20 protein-coding genes and 2 pseudogenes are annotated in these 21,106 nt (G+C 51.7%); 5 read left to right on the top strand and 17 right to left on the bottom strand.

The genetic code is table 11. The features are described 5' to 3' along the window. Positions 1-5: 5 nt before the first annotated feature. From dppC to glyA, 12 genes are all read right to left on the bottom strand, one after another. Positions 6-920: a dipeptide ABC transporter permease DppC gene (dppC, locus tag G462_RS0107655; protein ID WP_035477162.1), complete on the bottom strand. Its 915-nt coding sequence runs from the start codon at positions 918-920 to the stop codon at positions 6-8. 8 nt (positions 921-928) lie between these two features. Beyond that, a complete protein-coding gene (locus G462_RS0107650; protein ID WP_026958480.1) occupies positions 929-1,939 on the bottom strand; it encodes an ABC transporter permease subunit in 1,011 nt (336 codons plus the stop codon). Between the two features lie 53 nt (positions 1,940-1,992). After that, positions 1,993-3,585 (bottom strand): ABC transporter substrate-binding protein, encoded by a 1,593-nt coding sequence (locus tag G462_RS0107645; protein WP_026958479.1) that lies wholly within the window; start codon positions 3,583-3,585, stop codon positions 1,993-1,995. A 373-nt stretch (positions 3,586-3,958) separates the two neighbouring features. Continuing rightward, positions 3,959-4,450 carry a phosphatidylglycerophosphatase A family protein gene (locus G462_RS0107640; RefSeq protein WP_026958478.1) on the bottom strand — a complete coding sequence of 164 codons (492 nt, stop codon included), beginning with the start codon at positions 4,448-4,450 and terminating at the stop codon, positions 3,959-3,961. 43 nt (positions 4,451-4,493) lie between these two features. Next, positions 4,494-5,471: a thiamine-phosphate kinase gene (thiL, locus tag G462_RS0107635; protein ID WP_026958477.1), complete on the bottom strand. Its 978-nt coding sequence runs from the start codon at positions 5,469-5,471 to the stop codon at positions 4,494-4,496. 1 nt (position 5,472) lies between these two features. Continuing rightward, a complete protein-coding gene (nusB, locus tag G462_RS0107630) occupies positions 5,473-5,898 on the bottom strand; it encodes a transcription antitermination factor NusB (RefSeq protein WP_026958476.1) in 426 nt (141 codons plus the stop codon). A gap of 14 nt (positions 5,899-5,912) precedes the next feature. After that, positions 5,913-6,383 (bottom strand): 6,7-dimethyl-8-ribityllumazine synthase, encoded by a 471-nt coding sequence (gene ribH, locus G462_RS0107625; protein WP_026958475.1) that lies wholly within the window; start codon positions 6,381-6,383, stop codon positions 5,913-5,915. A 113-nt stretch (positions 6,384-6,496) separates the two neighbouring features. Next, a complete protein-coding gene (gene ribBA / locus G462_RS0107620) occupies positions 6,497-7,615 on the bottom strand; it encodes a bifunctional 3,4-dihydroxy-2-butanone-4-phosphate synthase/GTP cyclohydrolase II (RefSeq protein ID WP_026958474.1) in 1,119 nt (372 codons plus the stop codon). Between the two features lie 24 nt (positions 7,616-7,639). Further along, entirely contained in the window at positions 7,640-8,302 is a 663-nt protein-coding gene (locus tag G462_RS0107615) for a riboflavin synthase (RefSeq protein WP_026958473.1), read from the bottom strand. 77 nt (positions 8,303-8,379) lie between these two features. Further along, positions 8,380-9,516 carry a bifunctional diaminohydroxyphosphoribosylaminopyrimidine deaminase/5-amino-6-(5-phosphoribosylamino)uracil reductase RibD gene (ribD, locus tag G462_RS0107610; protein ID WP_026958472.1) on the bottom strand — a complete coding sequence of 379 codons (1,137 nt, stop codon included), beginning with the start codon at positions 9,514-9,516 and terminating at the stop codon, positions 8,380-8,382. Further along, positions 9,516-9,965: a transcriptional regulator NrdR gene (gene nrdR, locus G462_RS0107605; RefSeq protein ID WP_026958471.1), complete on the bottom strand. Its 450-nt coding sequence runs from the start codon at positions 9,963-9,965 to the stop codon at positions 9,516-9,518. The genes ribD and nrdR overlap by 1 nt, the downstream gene beginning before the upstream one ends. Positions 9,966-10,466: 501 nt before the next feature. After that, positions 10,467-11,720 carry a serine hydroxymethyltransferase gene (glyA, locus tag G462_RS0107600; protein WP_026958470.1) on the bottom strand — a complete coding sequence of 418 codons (1,254 nt, stop codon included), beginning with the start codon at positions 11,718-11,720 and terminating at the stop codon, positions 10,467-10,469. A 169-nt stretch (positions 11,721-11,889) separates the two neighbouring features. Here glyA and G462_RS22035 point away from each other — a divergent pair, with 169 nt between their 5' ends. Next, entirely contained in the window at positions 11,890-12,921 is a 1,032-nt protein-coding gene (locus G462_RS22035) for a ChaN family lipoprotein (protein WP_051326600.1), read from the top strand. 194 nt (positions 12,922-13,115) lie between these two features. Beyond that, complete coding sequence (locus G462_RS0107590; protein WP_026958469.1) at positions 13,116-13,382, top strand: Lpp/OprI family alanine-zipper lipoprotein; 267 nt, start codon at positions 13,116-13,118, stop codon at positions 13,380-13,382. A gap of 74 nt (positions 13,383-13,456) precedes the next feature. Here the strand turns inward: G462_RS0107590 and G462_RS0107585 are convergent, their stop codons facing one another. Next, complete coding sequence (locus G462_RS0107585) at positions 13,457-14,362, bottom strand: L,D-transpeptidase family protein (protein WP_026958468.1); 906 nt, start codon at positions 14,360-14,362, stop codon at positions 13,457-13,459. A gap of 934 nt (positions 14,363-15,296) precedes the next feature. Here G462_RS0107585 and G462_RS24895 point away from each other — a divergent pair. From G462_RS24895 to G462_RS0107570, 3 genes and pseudogenes are all read left to right on the top strand, one after another. After that, positions 15,297-15,614, top strand: a pseudogene (locus G462_RS24895) (transposase); the annotation flags it as partial. 465 nt (positions 15,615-16,079) lie between these two features. Continuing rightward, positions 16,080-16,892 carry a polysaccharide deacetylase family protein gene (locus G462_RS0107575; protein ID WP_026958466.1) on the top strand — a complete coding sequence of 271 codons (813 nt, stop codon included), beginning with the start codon at positions 16,080-16,082 and terminating at the stop codon, positions 16,890-16,892. Positions 16,893-16,907: 15 nt separating this feature from the next. Further along, positions 16,908-18,056 (top strand): acyltransferase family protein, encoded by a 1,149-nt coding sequence (locus G462_RS0107570; protein WP_084404973.1) that lies wholly within the window; start codon positions 16,908-16,910, stop codon positions 18,054-18,056. Positions 18,057-18,112: 56 nt separating this feature from the next. Here the strand turns inward: G462_RS0107570 and G462_RS0107565 are convergent, their stop codons facing one another. The 4 genes and pseudogenes from G462_RS0107565 to G462_RS0107550 all read right to left on the bottom strand — a co-directional run bounded on the left by G462_RS0107565 (position 18,113) and on the right by G462_RS0107550 (position 21,022). Then, complete coding sequence (locus G462_RS0107565) at positions 18,113-19,030, bottom strand: IS5 family transposase (RefSeq protein WP_026958464.1); 918 nt, start codon at positions 19,028-19,030, stop codon at positions 18,113-18,115. Positions 19,031-19,107: 77 nt separating this feature from the next. Further along, positions 19,108-19,698 (bottom strand): annotated as a pseudogene (locus tag G462_RS22025) (IS5 family transposase); the annotation flags it as partial. Between the two features lie 195 nt (positions 19,699-19,893). Continuing rightward, positions 19,894-20,790: a site-specific integrase gene (locus tag G462_RS0107555; RefSeq protein WP_035477157.1), complete on the bottom strand. Its 897-nt coding sequence runs from the start codon at positions 20,788-20,790 to the stop codon at positions 19,894-19,896. Continuing rightward, positions 20,783-21,022 (bottom strand): hypothetical protein, encoded by a 240-nt coding sequence (locus G462_RS0107550; RefSeq protein WP_026958462.1) that lies wholly within the window; start codon positions 21,020-21,022, stop codon positions 20,783-20,785. The genes G462_RS0107555 and G462_RS0107550 overlap by 8 nt, the downstream gene beginning before the upstream one ends. Between the last annotated feature and the right edge of the window lie 84 nt (positions 21,023-21,106).

The raw sequence follows: 21,106 nt of genomic DNA, 5'->3' as shown, positions 1-21,106 counted from the left end.
TCCTCCTATTGTTTTAGTTTGGGGTCGAGGGCATCACGCAGGCCATCACCCATCAGGTTAAAGGCCAGTACGGTCAGCAGGATGACCAAGCCGGGGAAGGTCACCACCCACCAAGCGCGTTGCACAAACTGCAGCGCATCGGCCAGCATCGAGCCCCACTCCGGCGTAGGCGGCTGAGCACCTAAGCCGAGGAAGCCCAGTGCCGCCATATCCAGGATGGCATTGGAAAAACCAAGGGTGGCTTGCACGATCAGCGGCGCCAAACAGTTGGGTAAGATAGTGATAAACATCAGGCGCAGGTGCGAGGCCCCAGCTACCCGCGAGGACACCACATAGTCTTTGCTTAGCTCGGCAATGGTCGAGGCGCGGGTTAGGCGCACGTAGTGTGGCAAGGAGACGATCGCAATCGCCATCGAGGCATTGATCAAGCTTGGGCCCAAGATAGCCACAATCGCAATCGCCAGCAGCAGGCTAGGCATCGCCAGCATAATGTCTACAGCACGCATAATCGCGGTATCGACGGCGCCTTGGAAATAACCGGCAACCAGACCAAGCAAAATGCCCATGCCCAGTGACAAGGTAACCACCAAGCAGCCGATAAACAGCGACAAGCGCGCACCATGCATTAGGCGCGATAAGATATCGCGGCCCACATCATCGGTGCCGAGTACATAGGTCCAGCTTCCGCCCTCAACCCAGGCTGGGGGCATCAATAGTGCATCGCGGTATTGCTCAATCGGCGAGTGCGGTGCCAGCCAGTTGGCCGACAGCGCCACGATAATCATGGTGACAATGAACACCAAGCCAACTACCGCACCGGTGTTGGCAGAGAAGTAGCTCCAGAACTCCTGCAGCGGAGTCTGCGGCTGAGGCCCAACTTGCTCGGGGCTCAGCGTTTCGGTATTAGTAGAATCTGACATATCGCCCCCTACTTATTGTGTCTGATGCGCGGGTTCACCACGCCATAGAGGATGTCGACGATCAGATTGACCACAATAATAATGGTCGCCACCATCATAATGCCGCCCTGTACCACGGGGTAATCGCGGCGGGCGATACTCTCAATCAACCACTTGCCGATGCCCGGCCAGGCAAAGATCGTCTCAGTCAGGATCGCGCCAGACAGCAGAATACCGACCTGCAAGCCGATCACCGTAATCACCGGGATCAAGGCGTTACGCAGGGCGTGTACCACAATCACCCGCAATGGCGCCATGCCCTTGGAGCGCGCGGTACGGATATAGTCTTCGCTAAGCACTTCCAGCATCGACGAGCGGGTCATCCGGGCTATCACCGCCATCGGAATGGTGCCCAACACAATACTTGGCAACACCAAGTGGTGCAGCGCAGAGGCAAACGCGCCCTCTTCACCCGAGAGCAAGGTATCGATCAACATAAAGCCGGTGACTTCATCAATCCAATAGGTCACATCGAGCCGCCCGGAGACCGGGGTCCAGCCGAGGTTAACCGAGAACACCAGCATCAATAGCAGCGCCCACCAGAAGATCGGCATGGAGTAGCCGGTGAGCGAAAAGGTCATCACCGAGTGGTCGAATATCGACCCTCGTTTGACTGCCGCGATAATCCCCGCAGGCAGCCCCACCAGCACTGCAAACAGCGCGGCACAGGTCGCCAGTTCCACGGTTGCCGGGAACAGGCTGGCAAATTCTTCCATTACAGGCGTCTTGGTGATCAAGGACTTACCCAAGTCACCATGGAAAATATTGACCACGTAGTCTTTGTATTGGATCAGCAGCGGTTGATCCAAGCCTAACTCAGCGCGCAGCTGGGCATGTCGCTCTGGCGACACCCCGCGTTCACCGGCCATCACCTCAATCGGGTCACCGGGAATCAGGCGAATCAGGGTAAAGGTCAATAAAGTAATACCGATGAAGGTCGGTACCACCAACATCAGCTTTTTAAATATAAATTGAAACATAGGAGTGCTTGTCAGCGAATAAAGGGGGCAGCGAGCTGCCCCCTGTCTTCACACTAGTCTTTGAGTGAAACTTCATAGAAGTGGTGACCGCCCAGAGGGTCGATCTTGAAGCCTTGTACTTCTTTACGTACTGGCTTGTATACCACTGAGTGGGCAACGGTTACCCAAGGCGCTTGCTCTTTGAAGACCAGCTGTGCTTCTTCATACAGCTTGGCACGCTCGCCTTGATCGCTGATCTGCTTGGCTTTTTCTAGCAGGTCACTGAAGGTTTCGTTACACCACATCGCACGGTTACCACCGCCTACTGCATCACAGCTCAGCAGTACTGACAGGAAGTTATCCGGGTCACCATTGTCACCGGTCCAACCCAGCAGTACGGTGTCGTGTTGACCTTCTTTAGAACGCTTGAGGTACTCACCCCACTCGTAGCTAACGATCTCTGCGTCTACGCCCACTTTGGCCCAGTCAGCCTGAATGATTTCCGCCATACGACGAGCATTCGGGTTGTAGGGACGCTGTACTGGCATCGCCCAAATGTTGGTCTTCAGGTCGGTGACACCCGCTTCGGCCAATAGCGCTTTAGCTTTTTCTGGATCGTATGGGTAGTCAACGGTCGCGTCGTTGTACGACCAAATAGTCGGTGGTAGTGGGTTCTTCGCCACTTTACCTGCGCCTTGGAATACCGCGTCGATAATCGCTTGCTTGTTCAGGGCCAGGTTAAGGGCTTGACGAACACGTACGTCATCGAAAGGTTTTTTCTGGGTGTTGAATGCCAGGTAACCAACGTTCAGACCTTCCTGACTCATCAGGTTGATCTCACTGTCTTCGGCCATTTGCGCCACGTCAGCAGGGTTTGGATACGGCATGACATGACACTCGCCGGCTTTAAGCTTGGCGTAGCGTACTGAGGCATCCGGGGTGATAGAGAATACCAAGCGATCAATCTGAGGTGCGCCCTTCCAGTAATCTTGGTTACCCAAGTAGCGGATAATCGAGTCTTTTTGGTACTGCACTTTTTGGAACGGACCGGTGCCCACAGGGTCTAGGTCCAGCTTCTCAGGGGTACCAGCAGCGAGTAGCGCGTCGGCTTGCTCGGCAGAGAAGATAGAGGCAAAGTCCATCGCCAGGTTGGCGATAAACGGCGCTTCAGGCTTGCTCAGTACGAACTTAACGGTGTAGTCATCAACCTTAACCACTTCCTTGACTAGCTCAGGCATGCCCATGCCGTTGTAGTACTCGTAAGAACCGCCAGACACTTTGTGGTAAGGATGTTCAGGGTCGTCCTGACGCAAGAAGCTGAACACTACGTCATCGGCATTGAAGTCACGGGTCGGCTTGAAGCCTTTCTTCTGAGAGTGGAACTTCACGCCTTTGCGCAGATGGAAGGTGTATTCCAAGCCATCTTCCGATACTTCCCAAGACTCAGCCAGACCCGGCTCAACATTGGTGGTACCAACTTCAAACTCAACCAGACGGTTAAAGATGGTTTTTGAAGAGGCATCAAAGGTGGTGCCGGCGGTGTAAAGAGACGGGTTAAAGCCTTCAGGGCTACCCTCTGAACAGAAAACGAAGGTCTGTGCTTGGGCGCTCATCGCGAAAGCACTGGCCGCCAAAGCCAGAGACAGCTTGGTCAGTCCTTTTTTCATTGTGTTTCTCCGTAATGACATCGTGTCGTATGCGATTATCTATCGCATTCCATATGTTGTAGTTTGCGTGTTCCGTGCACTACTTGCTAAGCGAAAGCCCGAGATCAAAGCCTTGATCGATAGCAATATTTATTCAAATACCGCTTAGCAGGATACGCTACTGCGAGGGTTAAATTAGTATTTTTAACTGAAAATGTCTAGCTTCTCTGCAGCTTTAAGCTAATGACCGTAGCTTTGAGGAGATAAAATATGAAAGTGAATTCATATTTTTCATATAACTATTCATTTTGTATGGCAAATAGAATGGCATAAGCTCAGCATGATTTGGGGGAATGCTGAGCTTGTCAGGTAGGATTGTCTGGTCGGGCCGGAATCAGCCCAGAAGGTGCAGAATTAAATGCAAGCTGGCGCAGGCAAATACCCCCGCCAACAGGTCGTCGAGCATAATGCCTAAGCCGCCATCCACTTTCTTGTCGATAGCCTTGATTGGCCACGGCTTGAGTACGTCAAAAAAGCGGAATAGCACAAAGCCCAGCAGCAAATTAGTCCAACTAAAGGGCACCCACAGCATGGTGATCCAAAAGCCGACGAACTCATCCCACACAATGGCACCATGATCGTGTACTCCCATGGCATCGGTGGCTTTTTGACAGCAGACGATGCCAAACCAGGTAGTCAGCGCCAGCACCAACAAGTACCAAGGGGTACTTAGCTGTGCAATCAGGAAATAAGGCAGAATGGCCGCTACGGTACCAAAAGTGCCGGGGGCCTTGGGCGCTAAGCCGCTGCCAAAACCCACGGCACTAAGGTGCCAAAGGTTGCTTAGGTTAAGGGCTTTTAGGGCGGCGCGAGGGCTCTCTGACATAGTACTCTTCACTCGAATTAGGGGTCTTAGCGCAAATTCGCAATCAGGACTCGAAATGGTTCCAGCTGCTCGTCTCTAACTGATAGCGCTTGTTGTTCAGTTGCAGGTTCACTTCTCCACTGCCCACTCCCACCGTACCAATGCAGTGGTACGGAACGCCGCTAAACGACAAGGCGGTTTCGATCTGCCCGCGGTTGGCTTCCGGTACGGTAAAACACAGCTCGTAGTCTTCACCACCGGTCAGTGCGAAATGAATCGCCTGTTCTTCCGAAACCAGTTCACGCATCAAGTCAGAGAGCGGCAAGCGCTCCAGCTCCAGATTGGCACTGCAGTTACTGCGCTTGAGGATATGACCCAGATCGCCCAGCAGGCCATCGGAGATATCGATGGTGGCACTGGCCACATCGCGCAGACCATAACTGGCCAATACCCGAGGCTGAGGGTAGTAGTGGCGCTCAATCAGCTGATCCCGAGCACTTTCGCTCAGCGATAGCCGCTGCTGCAAGGCTGCAAGCCCCAGTGCCGAGTCGCCCAGCGTGCCGGTCACGTAGATGCCATCGCCAGCCGCTGCGCCATGGCGGGTCAGCGCCTTACCCAGCGGTACCACGCCATGTACAGTCACCGTGATGCTCAGCGGCCCGCGGGTAGTGTCACCGCCTACCAAGCTGACGTTGTAGAACTCGGCCAGCTCAAAGAAGCCACGGCTGAACTCGCTCAGCCACTGCTCGTCCACTTCGGGCAAGGTCAAGGCCAGTGTCACCCATCGCGGCTCTGCGCCCATCGCGGCGAGATCGCTGAGGTTAACCGCCAAAGACTTGTGTCCAAGGGCGTGGGCAGGAATATCGGGGAGAAAATGGATGCCTTCCACCAAGGTGTCGGTGGACACCACCAGATGATGGTTATCTGGTGGTGTTAGCAGCGCCGCGTCATCGCCAATACCGAGGGCGATATCGGCGCGTTGCTCTTCACGGGTAAAGAAGCGTTCGATGAGCGAGAACTCATCGAGGGGGACGCTGCTCATATTAGTTTGGTTTTGACTTAAGATCTTGCAGGCGCAGAACCTTGTCCATCACGCCGTTAATGAACTTATGGCTGTCTTCTGCAGCAAACGACTTAGCCAGTTCGATGGCTTCGTTGATTACCACTTTCGGTGGAATGCCATCAACCATCAGCAGCTCATACATGCCGATACGCAGGATAGCGTGCTCAACCATGTCCAGCTCTTCAAGCTTACGAGACAGCGATGATGCCATCGCCTGGTCGAGTTTGTTGGCATTGGCAGCCACACCGGCGATCAGCAATGAAAAGTAAGGCACGTCGGCCTTGCTCATGTCGTGATCGGTCATGAACTGGTGTTCAATGTTGGCGATATTGTCGTTGGTCATCTGCCACTGATAGATCGCCTGAGTAGCAAATTGACGGGCCTTGCGGCGCTCAGCTGGTTTCACTGGAGTCTCCTCAATTAGGCGTCAAGCTGTGGTACGAGATTGATCATCTCCAAGGCACTCAGTGCAGCTTCCGTACCCTTGTTACCCATCTTGGTGCCGGCACGCTCAATGGCTTGCTCGATAGACTCGGTGGTCAATACACCAAAGGTAATTGGCACGTTGTACTCCATCATTACTTGCGCCAGGCCTTTGTGACATTCGTTAGATACGATCTCGAAGTGGTAAGTACCACCACGGATAACGGTTCCCAGAGTGATAATGGCATCGTAGTTACCGCTGGCAGCCAAACGCTTGGCGGCTAGTGGGATCTCTACCGCGCCCGGTACGCGAACAACGGTGATGTTATCTTCGCTGACTGAACCTTGACGAGTCAGGGTGTCAACCGCACCAGACAGCAGGCTTTCGTTGATAAAGCTGTTGAAACGGGCGATTACAATGGCGACCTTCGCATGGGGGGCCGCAAGACTAGCTTCGATTACCTTCATATTCTGCTCTGTTATCTTATTCGCTTAGTTACGCACTAATACTAGTTATTCGATAAAAACGCGCCATTCTATCACAAGCTTGGCGCGATGGTTGAGTTTCTGTTAGTGGCTGCTTAGCAGCCATCGCAATCGATGTATTCGACCACTTCCAGACCAAAGCCTGATAGCGCATGGTAGCGCTTGGGTGAGCTAAGCAGGCGCATCTTGCCCACGCCCAAGTCGGCGAGAATCTGCGAGCCTACACCGACGGTACGCGAGACCGGCTCGGCGCCTTTGGCCTTGATGGTGTCGCCACGGTCTGCCCGGGCAAAGGCTTTAACCTGCTCGATCAGCGCATCGGCGCTGTCATCGGTGCTCAGTAGCACCAGTACGCCCTTCTCCTCGGCGATCTTTTTCAGCGCTTGGTCCAGCGGCCAGCTCATCTTGCCAAGGCGGTCACTGCCCAGCAGGTCGCTAAACGGGTTGTGTAGATGTACCCGCACGGCGGTGGCTTGGTCAGCTTGTACCTCGCCAGCCTGCATCACGAAATGCACCTTGTTGTCGATGGTGTCGCGGTAGGTGATCAGCTTGAAATCGCCATGGCGAGTGGGCATCTGACACTCTGCAACCCGCTCAATGGTGGTTTCGTGCAGATTACGGTACTCAATCAGATCGGCAATGGTGCCCATCTTCAGGCCGTGCTCGGCGCAGAACTTTTCCAGATCTGGGCGACGGGCCATGGTGCCATCGGGGTTGAGGATCTCAACAATCACCCCGCAAGGCTCGCGACCAGCAAGCCGCGCTAAATCGACACCCGCTTCGGTGTGGCCAGCTCGGTTCAATACCCCGCCTTCTTTAGCCATCAATGGGAAGATATGGCCAGGCATCACGATATCAGCCGGCTTGGCATTCACCGAAGCGGCGACCTGTACGGTGCGTGCACGGTCGGCCGCCGAGATACCGGTGGTCACCCCGGTGGACGCTTCAATCGAGACGGTAAAGCTGGTCTGGAACTGCTCGGTGTTCTTTTCTACCATCAGCGGTAGCTTGAGCTGCTCACAACGCGCCTGAGTCATCGGCATGCAGATCAGACCACGGCCGTAGGTGGCCATAAAGTTGATCGCCTCCGGCGTGACCAGATCCGCGGCCATAATCAGATCGCCTTCATTCTCGCGATCTTCGTCGTCCATTAACACCACCATTTTACCTTGGCGGATGTCCTCAATAATCTCTTCTATGCTACTAAGCGCCATAGTTCACCTGTGTTGTAGGCTGATTTATCTAAAGAAGCCGTGTTGAGCTAAAAACTGTTTATCGATGCCGCCGCTGGCCGGTGCATCGGGCTGCGCAGGAAACTGCATCAAACGCTCCAGATAGCGCGCCAATACGTCAACCTCGATATTCACCGGGTCACCTTGACGCCACTGGACGATGGTAGTTTGCTCCGCGCTGTGCGGAATAATGGTTAGCCGGAACAACTCGCCGTCTAACTGGTTCACGGTCAGGCTGATACCATCCACCGTGATCGAGCCCTTGTGGGCAATATAGCGCTGCAGCTCGGCCGGCGGCTTAATCCACAAGTCGATGGCGCGCGCTTGTTTTTCGATGCGCGCCACGGTTGCCACGCCGTCCACGTGACCGCTAACGATATGGCCGCCGAAACGCGAGCTGGCCAGCATCGCCTTCTCCAGATTGACCTTACCGCCCACCTTGAGTTTGGACAGGGCACTTTGCGCGATGGTCTCGTGGGACACGTCAGCCACAAAGCTGTCGGCATCGAAGCGGACCACAGTCAGACATACGCCGTTCACAGCGATACTGTCGCCGAGTCTGACATCGCCCATATCCAGCTCAGGGCAGCTGATCGACAGGGCGATATCTCCGCCCACCCGACGCATCTCGCTGATCTGGCCACAGGCCTCAATAATTCCGGTAAACATGTCGCGTTGCTCTAATACTCTGTTCGGTTAAACCCACTTTAATAAGCAGGCATGCATTTGGCTAAGGGCCTAATAAGCTAGTTGCGTTGCTGCCAGATGGTCTTGATATCCGGGCCGACCACCCGTTGCTCGCAAAGCTGCCAGCGGCTCAGTTTGGCCATCTCGGTGTACCCCTGCAGGGCAAACAGCGGCAGGGCATCTTGCCCCATCAATACACCCGCTTGGTAGCTAATCAGCTGATCCACCAGCTCGGCATCTAACAGCGCGGCCGCCAGGCCTGCGCCTGCTTCCACCCACAAGTCGTTAATCTCATTCTTGCTCAGTAGCTGCATCGCCCGCAAAAGCCAGTTGTCCCCGGCCGGGACGATCAGTTGCTTAACCTTGGCGCTCATCTCAGCGGGCAGCGCCTGCTCAGCATAGCTTAGTACCCATACCTCACCGGGGCTGTGGAACAACTTAAGTTCACTTCCCGCCTGCGCTAGTCGCCCCTGACGGTCGATGATCACCCGAACCGGCTGACGCAGCGCCTGCTCGGGGTAGCGCTCGCGCAAAGAGCCCAGCTCGCCATGTCTGACGTTGAGCGAAGCGTCATCGCGAATCACTGTAGCAGCGGTAGAAAGAATCGCATGGCTGCAAGCGCGCTCGCGCTGCACATCTTGGCGCGCCAAGTTGCCGGTTATCCATTTGCTTTCGCCATTGGCCAACGCAGTTCGACCATCGATGGAGCTGGCCAGCTTTAGCTTAACTTGGGGACGCGCTCGCTCTACCCGACTTAAAAAACCGGGGTTAAGGGCCCGGGCCGCATCGGCCATAAGCCCGCTGCGCACCTTAATTCCAGCTTCCTGCATAATCGCCACACCCTTCCCTGCCACCAGCGGGTTGGGGTCAACCATCGCCATCACCACCTCGGCCACTTGTTCAGCCGCGAGCGTTCTCGCACAAGAAGGGGTTCGGCCTTGATGAGCACAGGGTTCAAGGGTGACGTAACAGGTGGCGCCTTGCAGTGAATGGCCCTTGGCTTTGGCATCTGCGATGGCGTTGACCTCGGCATGGCCTTCGCCTGCCTTGCGGTGGAAGCCCTCGCCTAGCAGCTGCCCATCACGGACAATCACACAGCCCACATTGGGGTTAGGCGCGGTGGTGTAGCGACCCCGTTTAGCGAGTTGGATGGCGTGGGCCATCCAGCGACATTCTTGGGCGGAAAACTCGGCCATTACTTCTCCAGCTTGGCAATCTCTTCGCCAAACTCTCGGATATCCTCGAAGCTGCGGTATACCGAGGCAAAGCGCACGTAAGCGACTTTATCCAGCGCCTTGAGCTGCTCCATCACCAGATTACCGATAAGGCCAGTTTCCACCTCGCGCTCACCGGTTGCCCGCAGCGCAGACTTGATCTTGTTGACGCACTGCTCGACGTCATCGACGCTAACCGGACGTTTCTCCAGCGCTCGCATCATCCCGGCGCGCATCTTCTCTTCGTTGAAGGGCTCACGGGTACCGTTGCCTTTAATCACCCGCGGCATCACCAACTCGGCAATCTCGAAGGTGGTAAAGCGCTCATGACATTCCAGACACTCTCGACGGCGACGGATCTGATGTCCATCAGCGACCAATCGCGAATCGATTACTTTGGTTTCGTGTGCGGCACAGAAAGGACAATACATCAGGGGTACCCACTAGTGAATATGTCGGAATTTTAGCTGGTTAGCGGGGGGCGACACAACTTCCGCCGCTGCTAAATCAGAAATTACGGAGAAAAAGCGCCGCTTTACGGCAGCTAGTTGTCGTTACTATGGTTCACAGACCGCGGTTGCGTTAGCAGCGCTTGCGCTAGCTGCACACAGACAGCCGCGCGGCAAGTTGGCTTAGGTGATGGCGACAACTGCCACACTGCCCCAGACGATTATCTGGATAAACAGCAGTCGCTTGGCATTACTTAAAGGATTCATTACACACTCCACCAGAGTTGTCGGTCAGATCGCGCCAAGCCCTTGACGTTGCGCAGAGTCTAACTGACCTGTTATTCAATCCTTTGATCTCAAGCAATCTAGATGCCAGTATTGACGATTATTTCAACACCGCACTTCCTTTTGCAAATACTAAAAAAGGAGGCATAGCCTCCTATATTCAGACCGTCTTACCGACGGAAAAGTTTCAAACTGGTTTTACTTGTAAACTGGGTAGCGTTTACACAGTTCCAAAACTTGCTGTTTCACACGGTCGATTGTCGCGTCATCTTCCAGATTGTCCAGAACATCACACATCCACGACGCCAGCTGTTGAACCGCTGCAACGTCTAGGCCACGGCGAGTGATCGCCGGCGTACCGATACGTAGACCAGAGGTCACAAACGGTGAACGCGGGTCATTCGGTACCGAGTTCTTGTTCACGGTGATGTTGGCACGGCCAAGGGCGGCATCAGCATCTTTACCAGTGATGTCTTTATCGATCAGGTCGACCAAGAACAGGTGGTTGTCGGTGCCGTTAGAGACGATCTTGTAACCGCGCTCTTGCATTACCGCTACCATCGCTTTGGCGTTATCGATTACCGCTTGCTGGTAGGTTTTAAACTCAGGCTCCATGGCTTCTTTAAAGGCCACGGCTTTAGCTGCAATCACGTGCATCAGAGGGCCACCCTGACCGCCCGGGAATACCGCAGAGTTCAGTTTCTTCTCGATCTCTTCGTTTGCACGAGCCAGGATCAAACCACCACGAGGACCCGCCAGGGTTTTGTGAGTAGTAGTGGTAACCACGTCAGCCACCGGTACTGGGTTTGGATACAGGCCAGCAGCCACCAAGCCAGCAATGTGCGCCATATCGACAAACAGGTAAGCACCCACTTTATCCGCGATATCACGGAAGGCCTGCCAGTCAAGAATACCCGAGTAAGCGGAGAAGCCAGCGATGATCATCTTCGGCTTGTGCTCAAGGGCCAGACGCTCAACCTCGGCGTAATCTACTTTACCAGTCTCTGGGTCGATACCGTATTGAACGGCGTTGTAGATCTTACCGGAGAAGCTCACTGAGGCGCCGTGGGTCAGGTGACCACCGTGGGCCAGGCTCATACCCAATACGGTATCTCCGGCATTCAGTAGTGCCATGTATACGGCTGAGTTAGCTTGCGAGCCAGAGTGTGGCTGCACGTTGGCATAGTCGGCACCGAACAGCTGCTTAGCACGCTCGATAGCCAGGAATTCCGCTTTATCGACATACTCACAACCGCCGTAGTAGCGTTTGCCCGGGTAGCCTTCAGCGTATTTATTGGTCAGCAGAGAGCCCTGCGCTTCCATTACTCGTGGGCTGGTGTAGTTCTCTGAAGCAATCAGCTCGATGTGTTCTTCTTGGCGAACCGTCTCATCGGTCATCGCCTGCCATAGTTCGGCATCGTAATCGGCAATATTCAAATCACGCTTTAACATCAGTCTCTCCTGTACCTGTAAATCATGTTGGTGGGTGATGAAGCAGGGATTCTACCCCAGTTACCCAGATAACTCAGCCCCAATGTGAAAATAAAGTTGCAACTAAAAAAGCCTGACTAAGGTTTGAATTCGTTAGACTTAAACAGCGCACTTTTTGCAGGAGTCCTCAATGAAACCTTTGCTCGCCTTCAGCCTGAGTTGTGGCCTCTGCCTGGGCTGCAGTCAGATAGCCGATCCCGCGAACTCCGCCTCCCACACCGACGCACCGGCAAAAGAGCCACCAGCATCAGAGCTTGCTCATTACTATCAATACCGGCTCTATAGCACTGCCGATCAACGCCAGTTAACTACAGAGCAGGCCGCCGCTGAGTTATCCGAACATCAGGTAGTGATCTTGGGCGAGCTACACGGCCACCCAGCGATTCATCTGGCACAGATGCAGCTGTTGGTGGGGATGGCAGCCTCACAGCCAGATTGGGTATTGGCGATGGAGCAGTTCAGCCGCAACCATCAAGCCAGTATCGACAGCTATTTAAATGGTGAGATAGGTGAGGCGTGGTTTCGTCGCGAGGCCGACGCGTGGGGCAACTACCCGTCTAGCTACCGCCCTTTGGTGGAGTTTGCTAAAGCTCAACGTCAGCCCGTCATCGCGGCCAATGCACCAACACTGGCGACCCGCTGTGTAGGACAACATGGGCTCGATTACTTAGACACGCTAAGCGATGAGCAGAGGACGTGGGTGGCCTCCGAGTTTTTCATGGACGATGAAGCGTATCGCAGCCGCTTGCTGGGCAACGGCCATCACGGCGGCGAGCCAAACGATCAAAGCCAAGAGCGTCACTTTCAGGCCATGCTGGTGTGGGACGAGACCATGGCCGAATCGGTGGTAAGGCAAGCCAAGCGGCATTCATTGGTGGTACTCACCGTAGGCAACTTCCACAGCGATTATCGCCAAGGTACGTATGCGCGGATTAAATGGCGTGATCCACGCCTATCGATTGCCAGCGTAGTGGTGGTCACTGAGCAAGAATTCAGCGAGATGAGTCTAGCCCAGCGGCAACTGCGGGGTGAATACTTACTGGTGGTGAAGGCCTTGCCTGTTCAATATGTCGACCCGCAACGGCAGTTTCAGCAATGGGGACATATTTCACACAATACTGCGAACTGTCAGCTCGACGCCCAGTCCACGGCGCTCGAATGAGCAAATCTTTAGTGTTTATCTAAACAATATCAAAGCAACCACACTGAAAATGTTGGTTTTTTCGTCACTTTTGCCATGCAAAGGCTTGCAGTCAAGAATGAATACGCCATAATCATTACTGCGACTCACAGAGTAATTGCAAATCGGAACATAATCATACGCTTGTTTGCATGATCACAATGAAGGACATCCACATGAAAAAGTTTTTAGTTGCTGGCGCCATCGCTTCTACTGTTGTTTTGGCTGGTTGTAGTAACACTACCGCGCTGGAAAACGAAGTAAGCACCCTACAAGGTCAAGTTGACGCACTTTCTAGCGAAGTTGCAGCTCTACGTGCTGAGCACAGCTCTATCAAGGGCGACGTAGACGCAGCTCAAGCTACTGCTGACAAAGCTCTGTCTGCAGCTATGCGTGCTAACGAGCGCATCGACAACATGGCATCTAGCTCTTTCTCTAAATAAGAAAAAGCCACGATGCAAAAAAGCGATGCCTTGGCATCGCTTTTTTGTTCTCTGCACATCAGCCCAGCAAGTATCTATCCTTGGGCGCCCACCTCAAACACAATACCTTGCTGCTGTCTAAGCAGTTGATTAACCAAGCGACTGTCCACCCCATCTTGTGAGATAAACTGCACCTGCTCGCGGCTAAGGCGTAGGTTGCTCGGCTCGCTGCGTTCCTCTTCGCTGCGGTTTAGCGGCTCGTGGATCTCCAGCATCATCCGGCCATCGGGCTCGTTGGCGTATTTAACCGGCTGATTGATGATCTTCACCGGCGTGCCAACCCCTACCTGGCCAAATACATACTCAATATGCTCTGGGAACAAGCGAATACAGCCGGCGCTCACCCGCAGACCAACCCCAAAGCTTTGGTTGGTACCGTGGATCAAGTACTCGCCACGCCCGTAAGCTAAGCGCATCGCAAACAGGCCTAAAGGGTTATCCGGACCGGGTGGGACTTTCCATGGCAGTGGCTCACCGCGCGCGGCATACTCATCGCGGGTTTTCTGGGTCGGGACCCAGCTGGGATTCTCGCGCATCTGGCTGATGCGGGTGGTCATCTCAGGGGTGGCTCGGCCAATTCGACCAATACCAATCGGGAACACATCCACTTCACCGGCGTCTGGGCGGTACAAATACAAGCGCAGCTCAGCGAGGTTAATAACGATGCCTTCGCGAGGCTCATCGGGTAATAGCAGTTGGGTGGGAATCAGTAGGGTATTACCTGCACCGGGCACAAAGGGGTCGATACCGGGGTTGGCGGCGAGCAGGTGTAAAAAGCCCACTTCATAGCGCTCGGCGATCATCGCCATGTTTTCGCCAGACTCGACGATATGCTGCTGGTTATAACCCACCACTCGAGACGCGTCGTCCGGTAGCTGGTAGGTGAGAGCAAAAACGGAAGTGCTTAAAAATGCTAGTGCACTAGCGACGTACTTTAACATTGGATCAAGTGAGCTGGTTGATACATGCCACCAACATAGCACTGTCGCCCGCCACTGTTAAGTCGGGTGTGTTAGATGATCCCGGCAACGCCAACAAGGTAGGTAAGAGCGCCCCAGATAAATACGATCAAACTAAGCCAGTGAAATCCCATGTTGTCCCCTAAATTCTTCCTGAATCGGTAGCTTTCTTCCCTGCTACCTTGATTGTTTACTACCCCTTATGAGTTAGGGTTCTGGCAAAAGTTCTCCGAACAGCGAAAAAAATTTGCTTAGCGAACAAAAAATGTGCTGCAGCTCAAAGCTTATGGGGGTTTTCTCACCACTCACGCGGTAAAGAGGCTGTAAAGCGGCCACTTACTCAGTATGATTGGCGGCAAATTTCCGGCAGCCGTAATTTCAGCCACGCTACACTAAAGTGTCGATTGATATCGCCTGCCAATGCCAACGTTTAAGGAGTGAGCCAAATGGCCCAGTTCATCTACACTAAGCTTAGGCGGATAATGACAACCTGGTTACTGACAGGCTTTTCATTATAATTTCAAATAGTAACAACGTTAAGGATAGCGCTACCATCGAGTAGTAAAGCGTACGATTTTGCCCCATTTTTGCCCCAAAGTGTCCCACACATGCCCCAAGGAACAGCTACCCTTTTGCCACTCCAAAACAAACCTCAAGTACTCAGTTTTCCCATCTAAACTGTACACGTACTGAATGCCCCCTAGAACCGAGCGATTTGCTTCCTCGAGTCGTGAACTTGAGATACTAGGTGTTGGACAAGTAATGACTTTATCCAGTTGGTTTGCAGTTCTTGTTCATCCCGCTCAGCTTTCAAAACCTCGGCATCGGCATCATGTTCCTAACTGATTAGGGAAGGTGCGATTAAGTCCCTGATGTGAGATCATCGGCATAAGGATATCAACAACTCCCTGCATTAATGTCTCATCAGCTAGCCTTCGCCGATAGTAAGTTTTCTTCGGAACGCCGATAGACCCGCAAAGGGCGACTTCTTTCCCGAATAAATGACCGGCTGACTAGGGTTCGGCTTACCGAAGTGATTGAGCCCGCCTACCCTAAAGCAGGTAATGGCCGCCGCCCTTATCCTTTAGAAACCATGTTGCGCATTCACTGCATGCAGCAGTTGTACACACTCAGTGATGACGCATTGGAAGAGGCTCTTTATGACATCGCCTCAATACGCTTGTTTGCTCAGCTTTGTTTAGACGGCACCATTCCGGACCGCACCGCTAGTATGTTCGGGTTAACCGGATGTTGGGGAGCAAGCGGCATCAGTGATGCCTAAAAAACGGAAATTGACCGAATAGTGGCCTAAAATGGACTAGTTCGGTCGTTATCCGCTTAAAGTTAGAAATATTAAATAGTCAATACAGGCATTCATCTGAAAGCTAAGGAAAACAGGCATGTTTTCGCGGGATTATGAAGGGATCCCTCAGCAGAGTGAGAACGTGAACGTATATCGAACAATCAGTAGTCATATTATGAGCTTTAGCTGTTGCTTTATTGAGCAAGTTTATATTACTCTTTAGCGAATCGGAACAGCCAAGAATCACAATGATCAAAACACGCTCATTCACGCTCTCGCCCAGCACCTCTTAGTACGTGATCGCCACCCCAAAACTCAACACTGCATTAGTATTAACTATGCGACTCTATAAGAGCTGATAATTAACCCTCCCGTGAAACAGGAATCGCAAGTACAATGAACAAGCTAAAAAACTTTCTGTATCTGACCTTGCTCATACTTACCGCCTGCAATTCATTAAGTGATAGCACTTCTCCCACTGAAACTCCGCAAGGAAGAATAGCTTTAACCTTTGATGACGTTTACGTCAACAATTGGCATTCAGTTAAAACAGAAATCGAGAATCGAGGAGCCACTGCTACATTTTTTGTCAGTCGATATGGTGACGAAAATGCACCGGTAAACACTAGAAACGACGAGTTCATCAATATGCTCCATGATTTCGAGCAATCTGGATTTGAGATCGGTGCTCATACTTTAGAGCACGAACACCCCAACGAGTACATAGCAACTCATGGTCTAAATGCTTGGCTAAGCGATGAAGTAATAAAAGCCACATGTTCTATGATCGATGACGGTTTTACCATATACTCTTTTGCATACCCATTTTCTAACTCTCAGACCGAAGAAGCGAACGCCAAATTATTAGAAATTTTTGATGTCATTAGAACATATAGCGGTAAGAACACTTCACATTACTTAGGTATTCACTCTGAAAACTCTCAAATAGCGTTAGGTTCTGCCATTGATGAAGAAACCCTCAACATCAATGAATTAAAGAAGGTAATAGACAATATTTCAGAGTTAGGTAAAACACTTGTTTTATCTGCACATGACATAGCGAACGAAAATCCAACTCAGTTATTTATAAAGCCTGATACATTATTTGAGATAATTGATTATGCCATCATTTCTGGTATCGAGTTTATAAACATTAAAGAAATCAATAATGAGAAAGCAACACCTGTAAAAAACTCTATCTGCATGTAAAAAGGACAAAGTGACATGGAACGTTCCAAATCCCTTGACTCTGTCAGAGGAATAGCAGTATTAATGGTTTTTTTCATACACTTATCACAAAAGACACTGCCGATTGAATCACCTGCATTTAGCATTGCCAAGTTAGGAAGCATGGGGGTTCAGCTATTTTTTTTGATAAGTGCAGTAACTATACTCATGAGCTTTAACAAACATAAAGCCATTGACAAAAAGCCTATAAGATCTTTTTTTGTCCGTCGCAGCATGCGAATCATTCCTATATATTGGCTAGGCATTGTAATATACACCTTGCTTTTCGGCGTTCTCGCATCAAGAGGGTGGGGAGATGGCCCAGAGGCTTGGCATTACCCTTGGCACTTCGCTCTAATGAGCATGCTGCATCCAGAAACACAAAGTACAGTTGTGCCTGGTGGTTGGTCGATAAGTGTTGAAATTCAATTTTACCTTCTTTGCCCACTAATCTTTATGACCATCAAAAACCTCCAGACTGCAACTTACTTTTTATTAGTTACAACCATTTTCGCCTTGGTGTATCGCCTTGTATTTAGTGACATATTATATGCTAATGAATTGATGCCGTTGCTTGGGGAATCACCGGAGAGAAACCGTTATAAATTCTTATACCGCTCACTTCCTAGTCAGATGCCAGTGTTTGCATGTGGGGTATGCCTATACTTTATCAAAGACTCGCACAGATTAACGGGATTTGTAAATAGCAATACCTTTTCCCTTTGGGGGGTATTTTTTAGCTTGATATTTATATACATCATTATCACTATTAACGGTGGAACTTTAGCAAGAGCACTTGAAACATATGCTCATATTTACTTTGCATTTACATTAGCCATACCTGTTGCAATTGCACTATACCGCCCATCCTCAATTCCAACATTTCATGCATTACAGCAAACTGGTAGAGCCAGCTATAGTTTTTACTTACTGCACTTTTTGGTTTTAAATTCCGCAACGGAAGCACTGGCTGATCGCCTTAACAACTATCAATTTTTTGTGACACTGATAACAACCTTACCGATAACATACTTTTTATCTCAACTTATGGCAATAACAATTGAGGCTAAGATAAACAGGATGACAAAAGGAATGATAAAAAAACTGAACAACAAGCCCGAACACGCCCCATTGAGTACACACTAAGGCCTTGTTGATCAATTCAGTGCAGGGAACGCAGTAACCCTGCGCTGCTCAGCGATTTATCCAGCTATCTGACGAACAGGCATACCTAGCCTGCTCATTTTGTTCAACGCCGCGACGCCAGCCATAATTTCACCTACTTGAGCGTTGTAATCGCGCAGGCTCAATTTGCCACTAATCAGTTGCTTATAACGATACATCGCAGTCTCTGATAACGACCGCTCATGATAACCACTATCATGTTTCCATGATGCTAACTGACCGCTCTTTAGTGCAACTACGGCCTTGTTTCGTGGGTGTTCACCTCGCCAATACCCGGCATTCTTTCTAGGTGGAATGGTGGCTGCAATACCTTTCCGCTGAAGCACTGCGTAGCAATGCTTTGTGTCATAGGCACCGTCGCCGGAGACTTGCTTTATCTTACGGCGAAGTGGGTTAATTAGCGTGGGAAGTACTTCACTGTCATGCACGTTATCGAGCGAGGCTACCGCACTCACTATTTCGTGAGTGTCGGCATCAACAGCTAAGTGCATCTTGCGCCATATGCGCCGCTTTTCTTTGCCGTGCTTACGGACTTTCCATTCTCCTTCACCGAAGACTTTCAGCCCTGTTGCATCAATCACGATGTGTCTAGCTGGGCCCTTACAACGTAGGCGGTAGTTAACCTCAACCGTCTTAGCTCGCTTGCTGATACAGCTATAGTCAGGCGACTTGAGGTCAACATCCATCAGCCGAAATATCGAGTTGATAAACCCTTCCAGCGCTCGCAGAGGTAGCTTAAACACGCCCTTAATCATAAGCGCGGTGCTGATGGCTGAGTCACTGTAAGTATTGCTGCGGCCCCGACGACCAGAAGGGTGTTGGTTGTACCAATGCTTGATAGCAGCATCGTCCATCCAAAAGGTTAACGAACCTCTTTGGTTTAAGGCTTGGTTGTATTGCGTCCAGTTGGTGATTTTGCCCTTGGCTGTACCCATGATGCGACCTGATAGTAGGGTTTAACGATCAGATCGCAGATGAGCAAAATGGTTCAACTCGATTTAGGCAACAACGCCTCATAGGCGCCATCGGCGGAGACTTGCTTTATCTTACGGCGAAGTGGGTTAATAAGCGTAGGGAGTACTTCACTGTCATGCACGTTATCGAGCGAGGCTACCGCGCTCACTATCTCATGAGTGTCGACATCTACGGCCAAGTGCATCTTGCGCCATATACGCCGCTTCTCCTTGCCGTGCTTACGGATTTTCCATTCGCCTTCACCAAAGACCTTCAGCCCTGTGGCATCAATCACGATATGCCTGGCAGGCCCCGTACTGCGTTGGCGATAGTTAACCTCAACCGTCTTAGCTCGCTTGCTGATACAGCTATAGTCAGGTGACTTGAGGTCAACATCCATCAGCCGAAATATCAAGTTGATAAACCCTTCCAGCGCTCGCAGAGGTAGCTTAAACAAGCCCTTAATCATGAGCGCGGTGCTGATGGCTGAGTCACTGTACGTATTGCTACGACCTCGGCGACCAGAAGGGTCTTGGTTGTACCAATGCTTGATAGCCGCATCGTCCATCCAAAAGGTTAACGAGCCTCTTTGAGTTAAGGTGTGATTGTACTCTTTCCAATTGATGATTTTGCCCTTGGTGGTGCCCATGATGCGACCTGATTGTAGGGTTTAACGATCAGATCGCAGATGAGCAAAATGGTTCAATTCGATTTAGGCAACAACGCCATTCAGAGTCTCGAGCCCCTCCAATTTAGGTTAGCTACGAGTAGCTTCGACTGCCTCTTATCACTATTACCACTAGATTTTGTTGGCTAAAGTATGCGGGTAATCGAAGCCCTCGCTCTAGCGCAAGTACACTTCAGTAATATCGGGGCGAAAGTGCCCCATCTCCTGAGAAACCACACGCAGCGCCTCTTCTCTGGGCAAAAGCTCGTTAAATTGAAGCGTCTGCATGCGCTCTTGCGCAAACGCGTGGCGCACTCCATGTGCGCCATAGCTCCAGCCCAAAGCCCGCGATGAGGCAGCACTAAAAGAGTTACTCCACTTCTGCCCGCCACCGATGTTGTACATTGACTGGTAACGTATGCCGCGGTCAGTAACGGGCTGAGGTGTCGGATGGCGACTGGCCTCAAGCTGTTTGGCTAGCGGCTCACTGATTCGCACCTCTCGGCATAAGCCGCCCTTACCTACGACCGAATAGGCCACGCCCCCTCGACCGGCAAACTTGTCTGCGGCTGACACACGAACATCCGGCGGTCGAACATCGACTGGCGCGAGGGTATGTAACTCATGAGCGCGAAGGCCTGCATCATACGCAATGGCAGTGGCCAGGGCATGCGGCGGGGTTTGCCGCTCTATAATGGCGTGAACTTGGGGTGATGAGTAGGCGCGGCTCGATAGGACGCTTTGTCGCTCAGACTTAACTACATCAAGGTGCTGGCCTTGTGGCAACTGGTGAGTTACCTCGCGCATGATGACCTCTAAGGCTTGCCGAGTCATATCTACACTGGATTGACTCGCCGTTTCTGCACGCTCTCGCAGGTAGCCATTGGCTTGCTCCACCGTGAGTTGGTGCAGCGTCCCCAGCTGGTTCTCTTTTAGGTATTCAGCGCACTGCTTGACCTGTTGCTCGTAGTTACGCACGGTTCCAACGGATTGAATGAGGCTACCTTGTACCTGCTTCATCATGCCCGAAGCATGTTTCGCTGAGTTACTAATCTGCTTTCTAAAACTAGGCATGTTTATTCATCCATCGAGATAAGGTTGAGACTGAGCAGCGGCACTTTTTGCCTTGCAGCCAGCGTTGTAGTTCACCCAAGGTCGCACCTTGACGCCGTAGCGCTAACAACTCACCCGCATAGCGGTCACATACGGACTTGCGCTGCTTATACGGACGCATTTTTCTTTGTACGTCCGAGTGCGACCGCAGCTGTTGGAACACGACCTTTGCATCAAATTCAGAGCTGTCCATTATCGACTCCTTGTAGTGGTCAAGTTAAATTGGCCACGGTTTTGTATTCAAGCCAGTACCTTCGCTCTGACTCATTGGGTGTCA

It is taken from the genome of Aliagarivorans taiwanensis DSM 22990, assembly GCF_000429505.1.
In the GTDB taxonomy this organism is placed as follows: Bacteria; Pseudomonadota; Gammaproteobacteria; order Enterobacterales; family Celerinatantimonadaceae; genus Aliagarivorans; species Aliagarivorans taiwanensis.
This window is presented reverse-complemented; position numbering and strand designations above follow the sequence as displayed.

Bases quoted from the DNA above. Each gene is read 5' to 3' on its own strand.
- dppC (WP_035477162.1), bottom strand. From the start codon at position 920: ATGTCAGATTCTACTAATACCGAAACGCTGAGCCCCGAGCAAGTTGGG.
- G462_RS0107650 (WP_026958480.1), bottom strand. From the start codon at position 1,939: ATGTTTCAATTTATATTTAAAAAGCTGATGTTGGTGGTACCGACCTTC.
- G462_RS0107645 (WP_026958479.1), bottom strand. From the start codon at position 3,585: ATGAAAAAAGGACTGACCAAGCTGTCTCTGGCTTTGGCGGCCAGTGCT.
- G462_RS0107640 (WP_026958478.1), bottom strand. From the start codon at position 4,450: ATGTCAGAGAGCCCTCGCGCCGCCCTAAAAGCCCTTAACCTAAGCAAC.
- thiL (WP_026958477.1), bottom strand. From the start codon at position 5,471: ATGAGCAGCGTCCCCCTCGATGAGTTCTCGCTCATCGAACGCTTCTTT.
- ribH (WP_026958475.1), bottom strand. From the start codon at position 6,383: ATGAAGGTAATCGAAGCTAGTCTTGCGGCCCCCCATGCGAAGGTCGCC.
- ribBA (WP_026958474.1), bottom strand. From the start codon at position 7,615: ATGGCGCTTAGTAGCATAGAAGAGATTATTGAGGACATCCGCCAAGGT.
- G462_RS0107615 (WP_026958473.1), bottom strand. From the start codon at position 8,302: ATGTTTACCGGAATTATTGAGGCCTGTGGCCAGATCAGCGAGATGCGT.
- ribD (WP_026958472.1), bottom strand. From the start codon at position 9,516: ATGGCCGAGTTTTCCGCCCAAGAATGTCGCTGGATGGCCCACGCCATC.
- nrdR (WP_026958471.1), bottom strand. From the start codon at position 9,965: ATGTATTGTCCTTTCTGTGCCGCACACGAAACCAAAGTAATCGATTCG.
- glyA (WP_026958470.1), bottom strand. From the start codon at position 11,720: ATGTTAAAGCGTGATTTGAATATTGCCGATTACGATGCCGAACTATGG.
- G462_RS22035 (WP_051326600.1), top strand. From the start codon at position 11,890: ATGAAACCTTTGCTCGCCTTCAGCCTGAGTTGTGGCCTCTGCCTGGGC.
- G462_RS0107590 (WP_026958469.1), top strand. From the start codon at position 13,116: ATGAAAAAGTTTTTAGTTGCTGGCGCCATCGCTTCTACTGTTGTTTTG.
- G462_RS0107585 (WP_026958468.1), bottom strand. From the start codon at position 14,362: ATGTTAAAGTACGTCGCTAGTGCACTAGCATTTTTAAGCACTTCCGTT.
- G462_RS0107575 (WP_026958466.1), top strand. From the start codon at position 16,080: ATGAACAAGCTAAAAAACTTTCTGTATCTGACCTTGCTCATACTTACC.
- G462_RS0107570 (WP_084404973.1), top strand. From the start codon at position 16,908: ATGGAACGTTCCAAATCCCTTGACTCTGTCAGAGGAATAGCAGTATTA.
- G462_RS0107565 (WP_026958464.1), bottom strand. From the start codon at position 19,030: ATGGGTACAGCCAAGGGCAAAATCACCAACTGGACGCAATACAACCAA.
- G462_RS0107555 (WP_035477157.1), bottom strand. From the start codon at position 20,790: ATGCCTAGTTTTAGAAAGCAGATTAGTAACTCAGCGAAACATGCTTCG.
- G462_RS0107550 (WP_026958462.1), bottom strand. From the start codon at position 21,022: ATGGACAGCTCTGAATTTGATGCAAAGGTCGTGTTCCAACAGCTGCGG.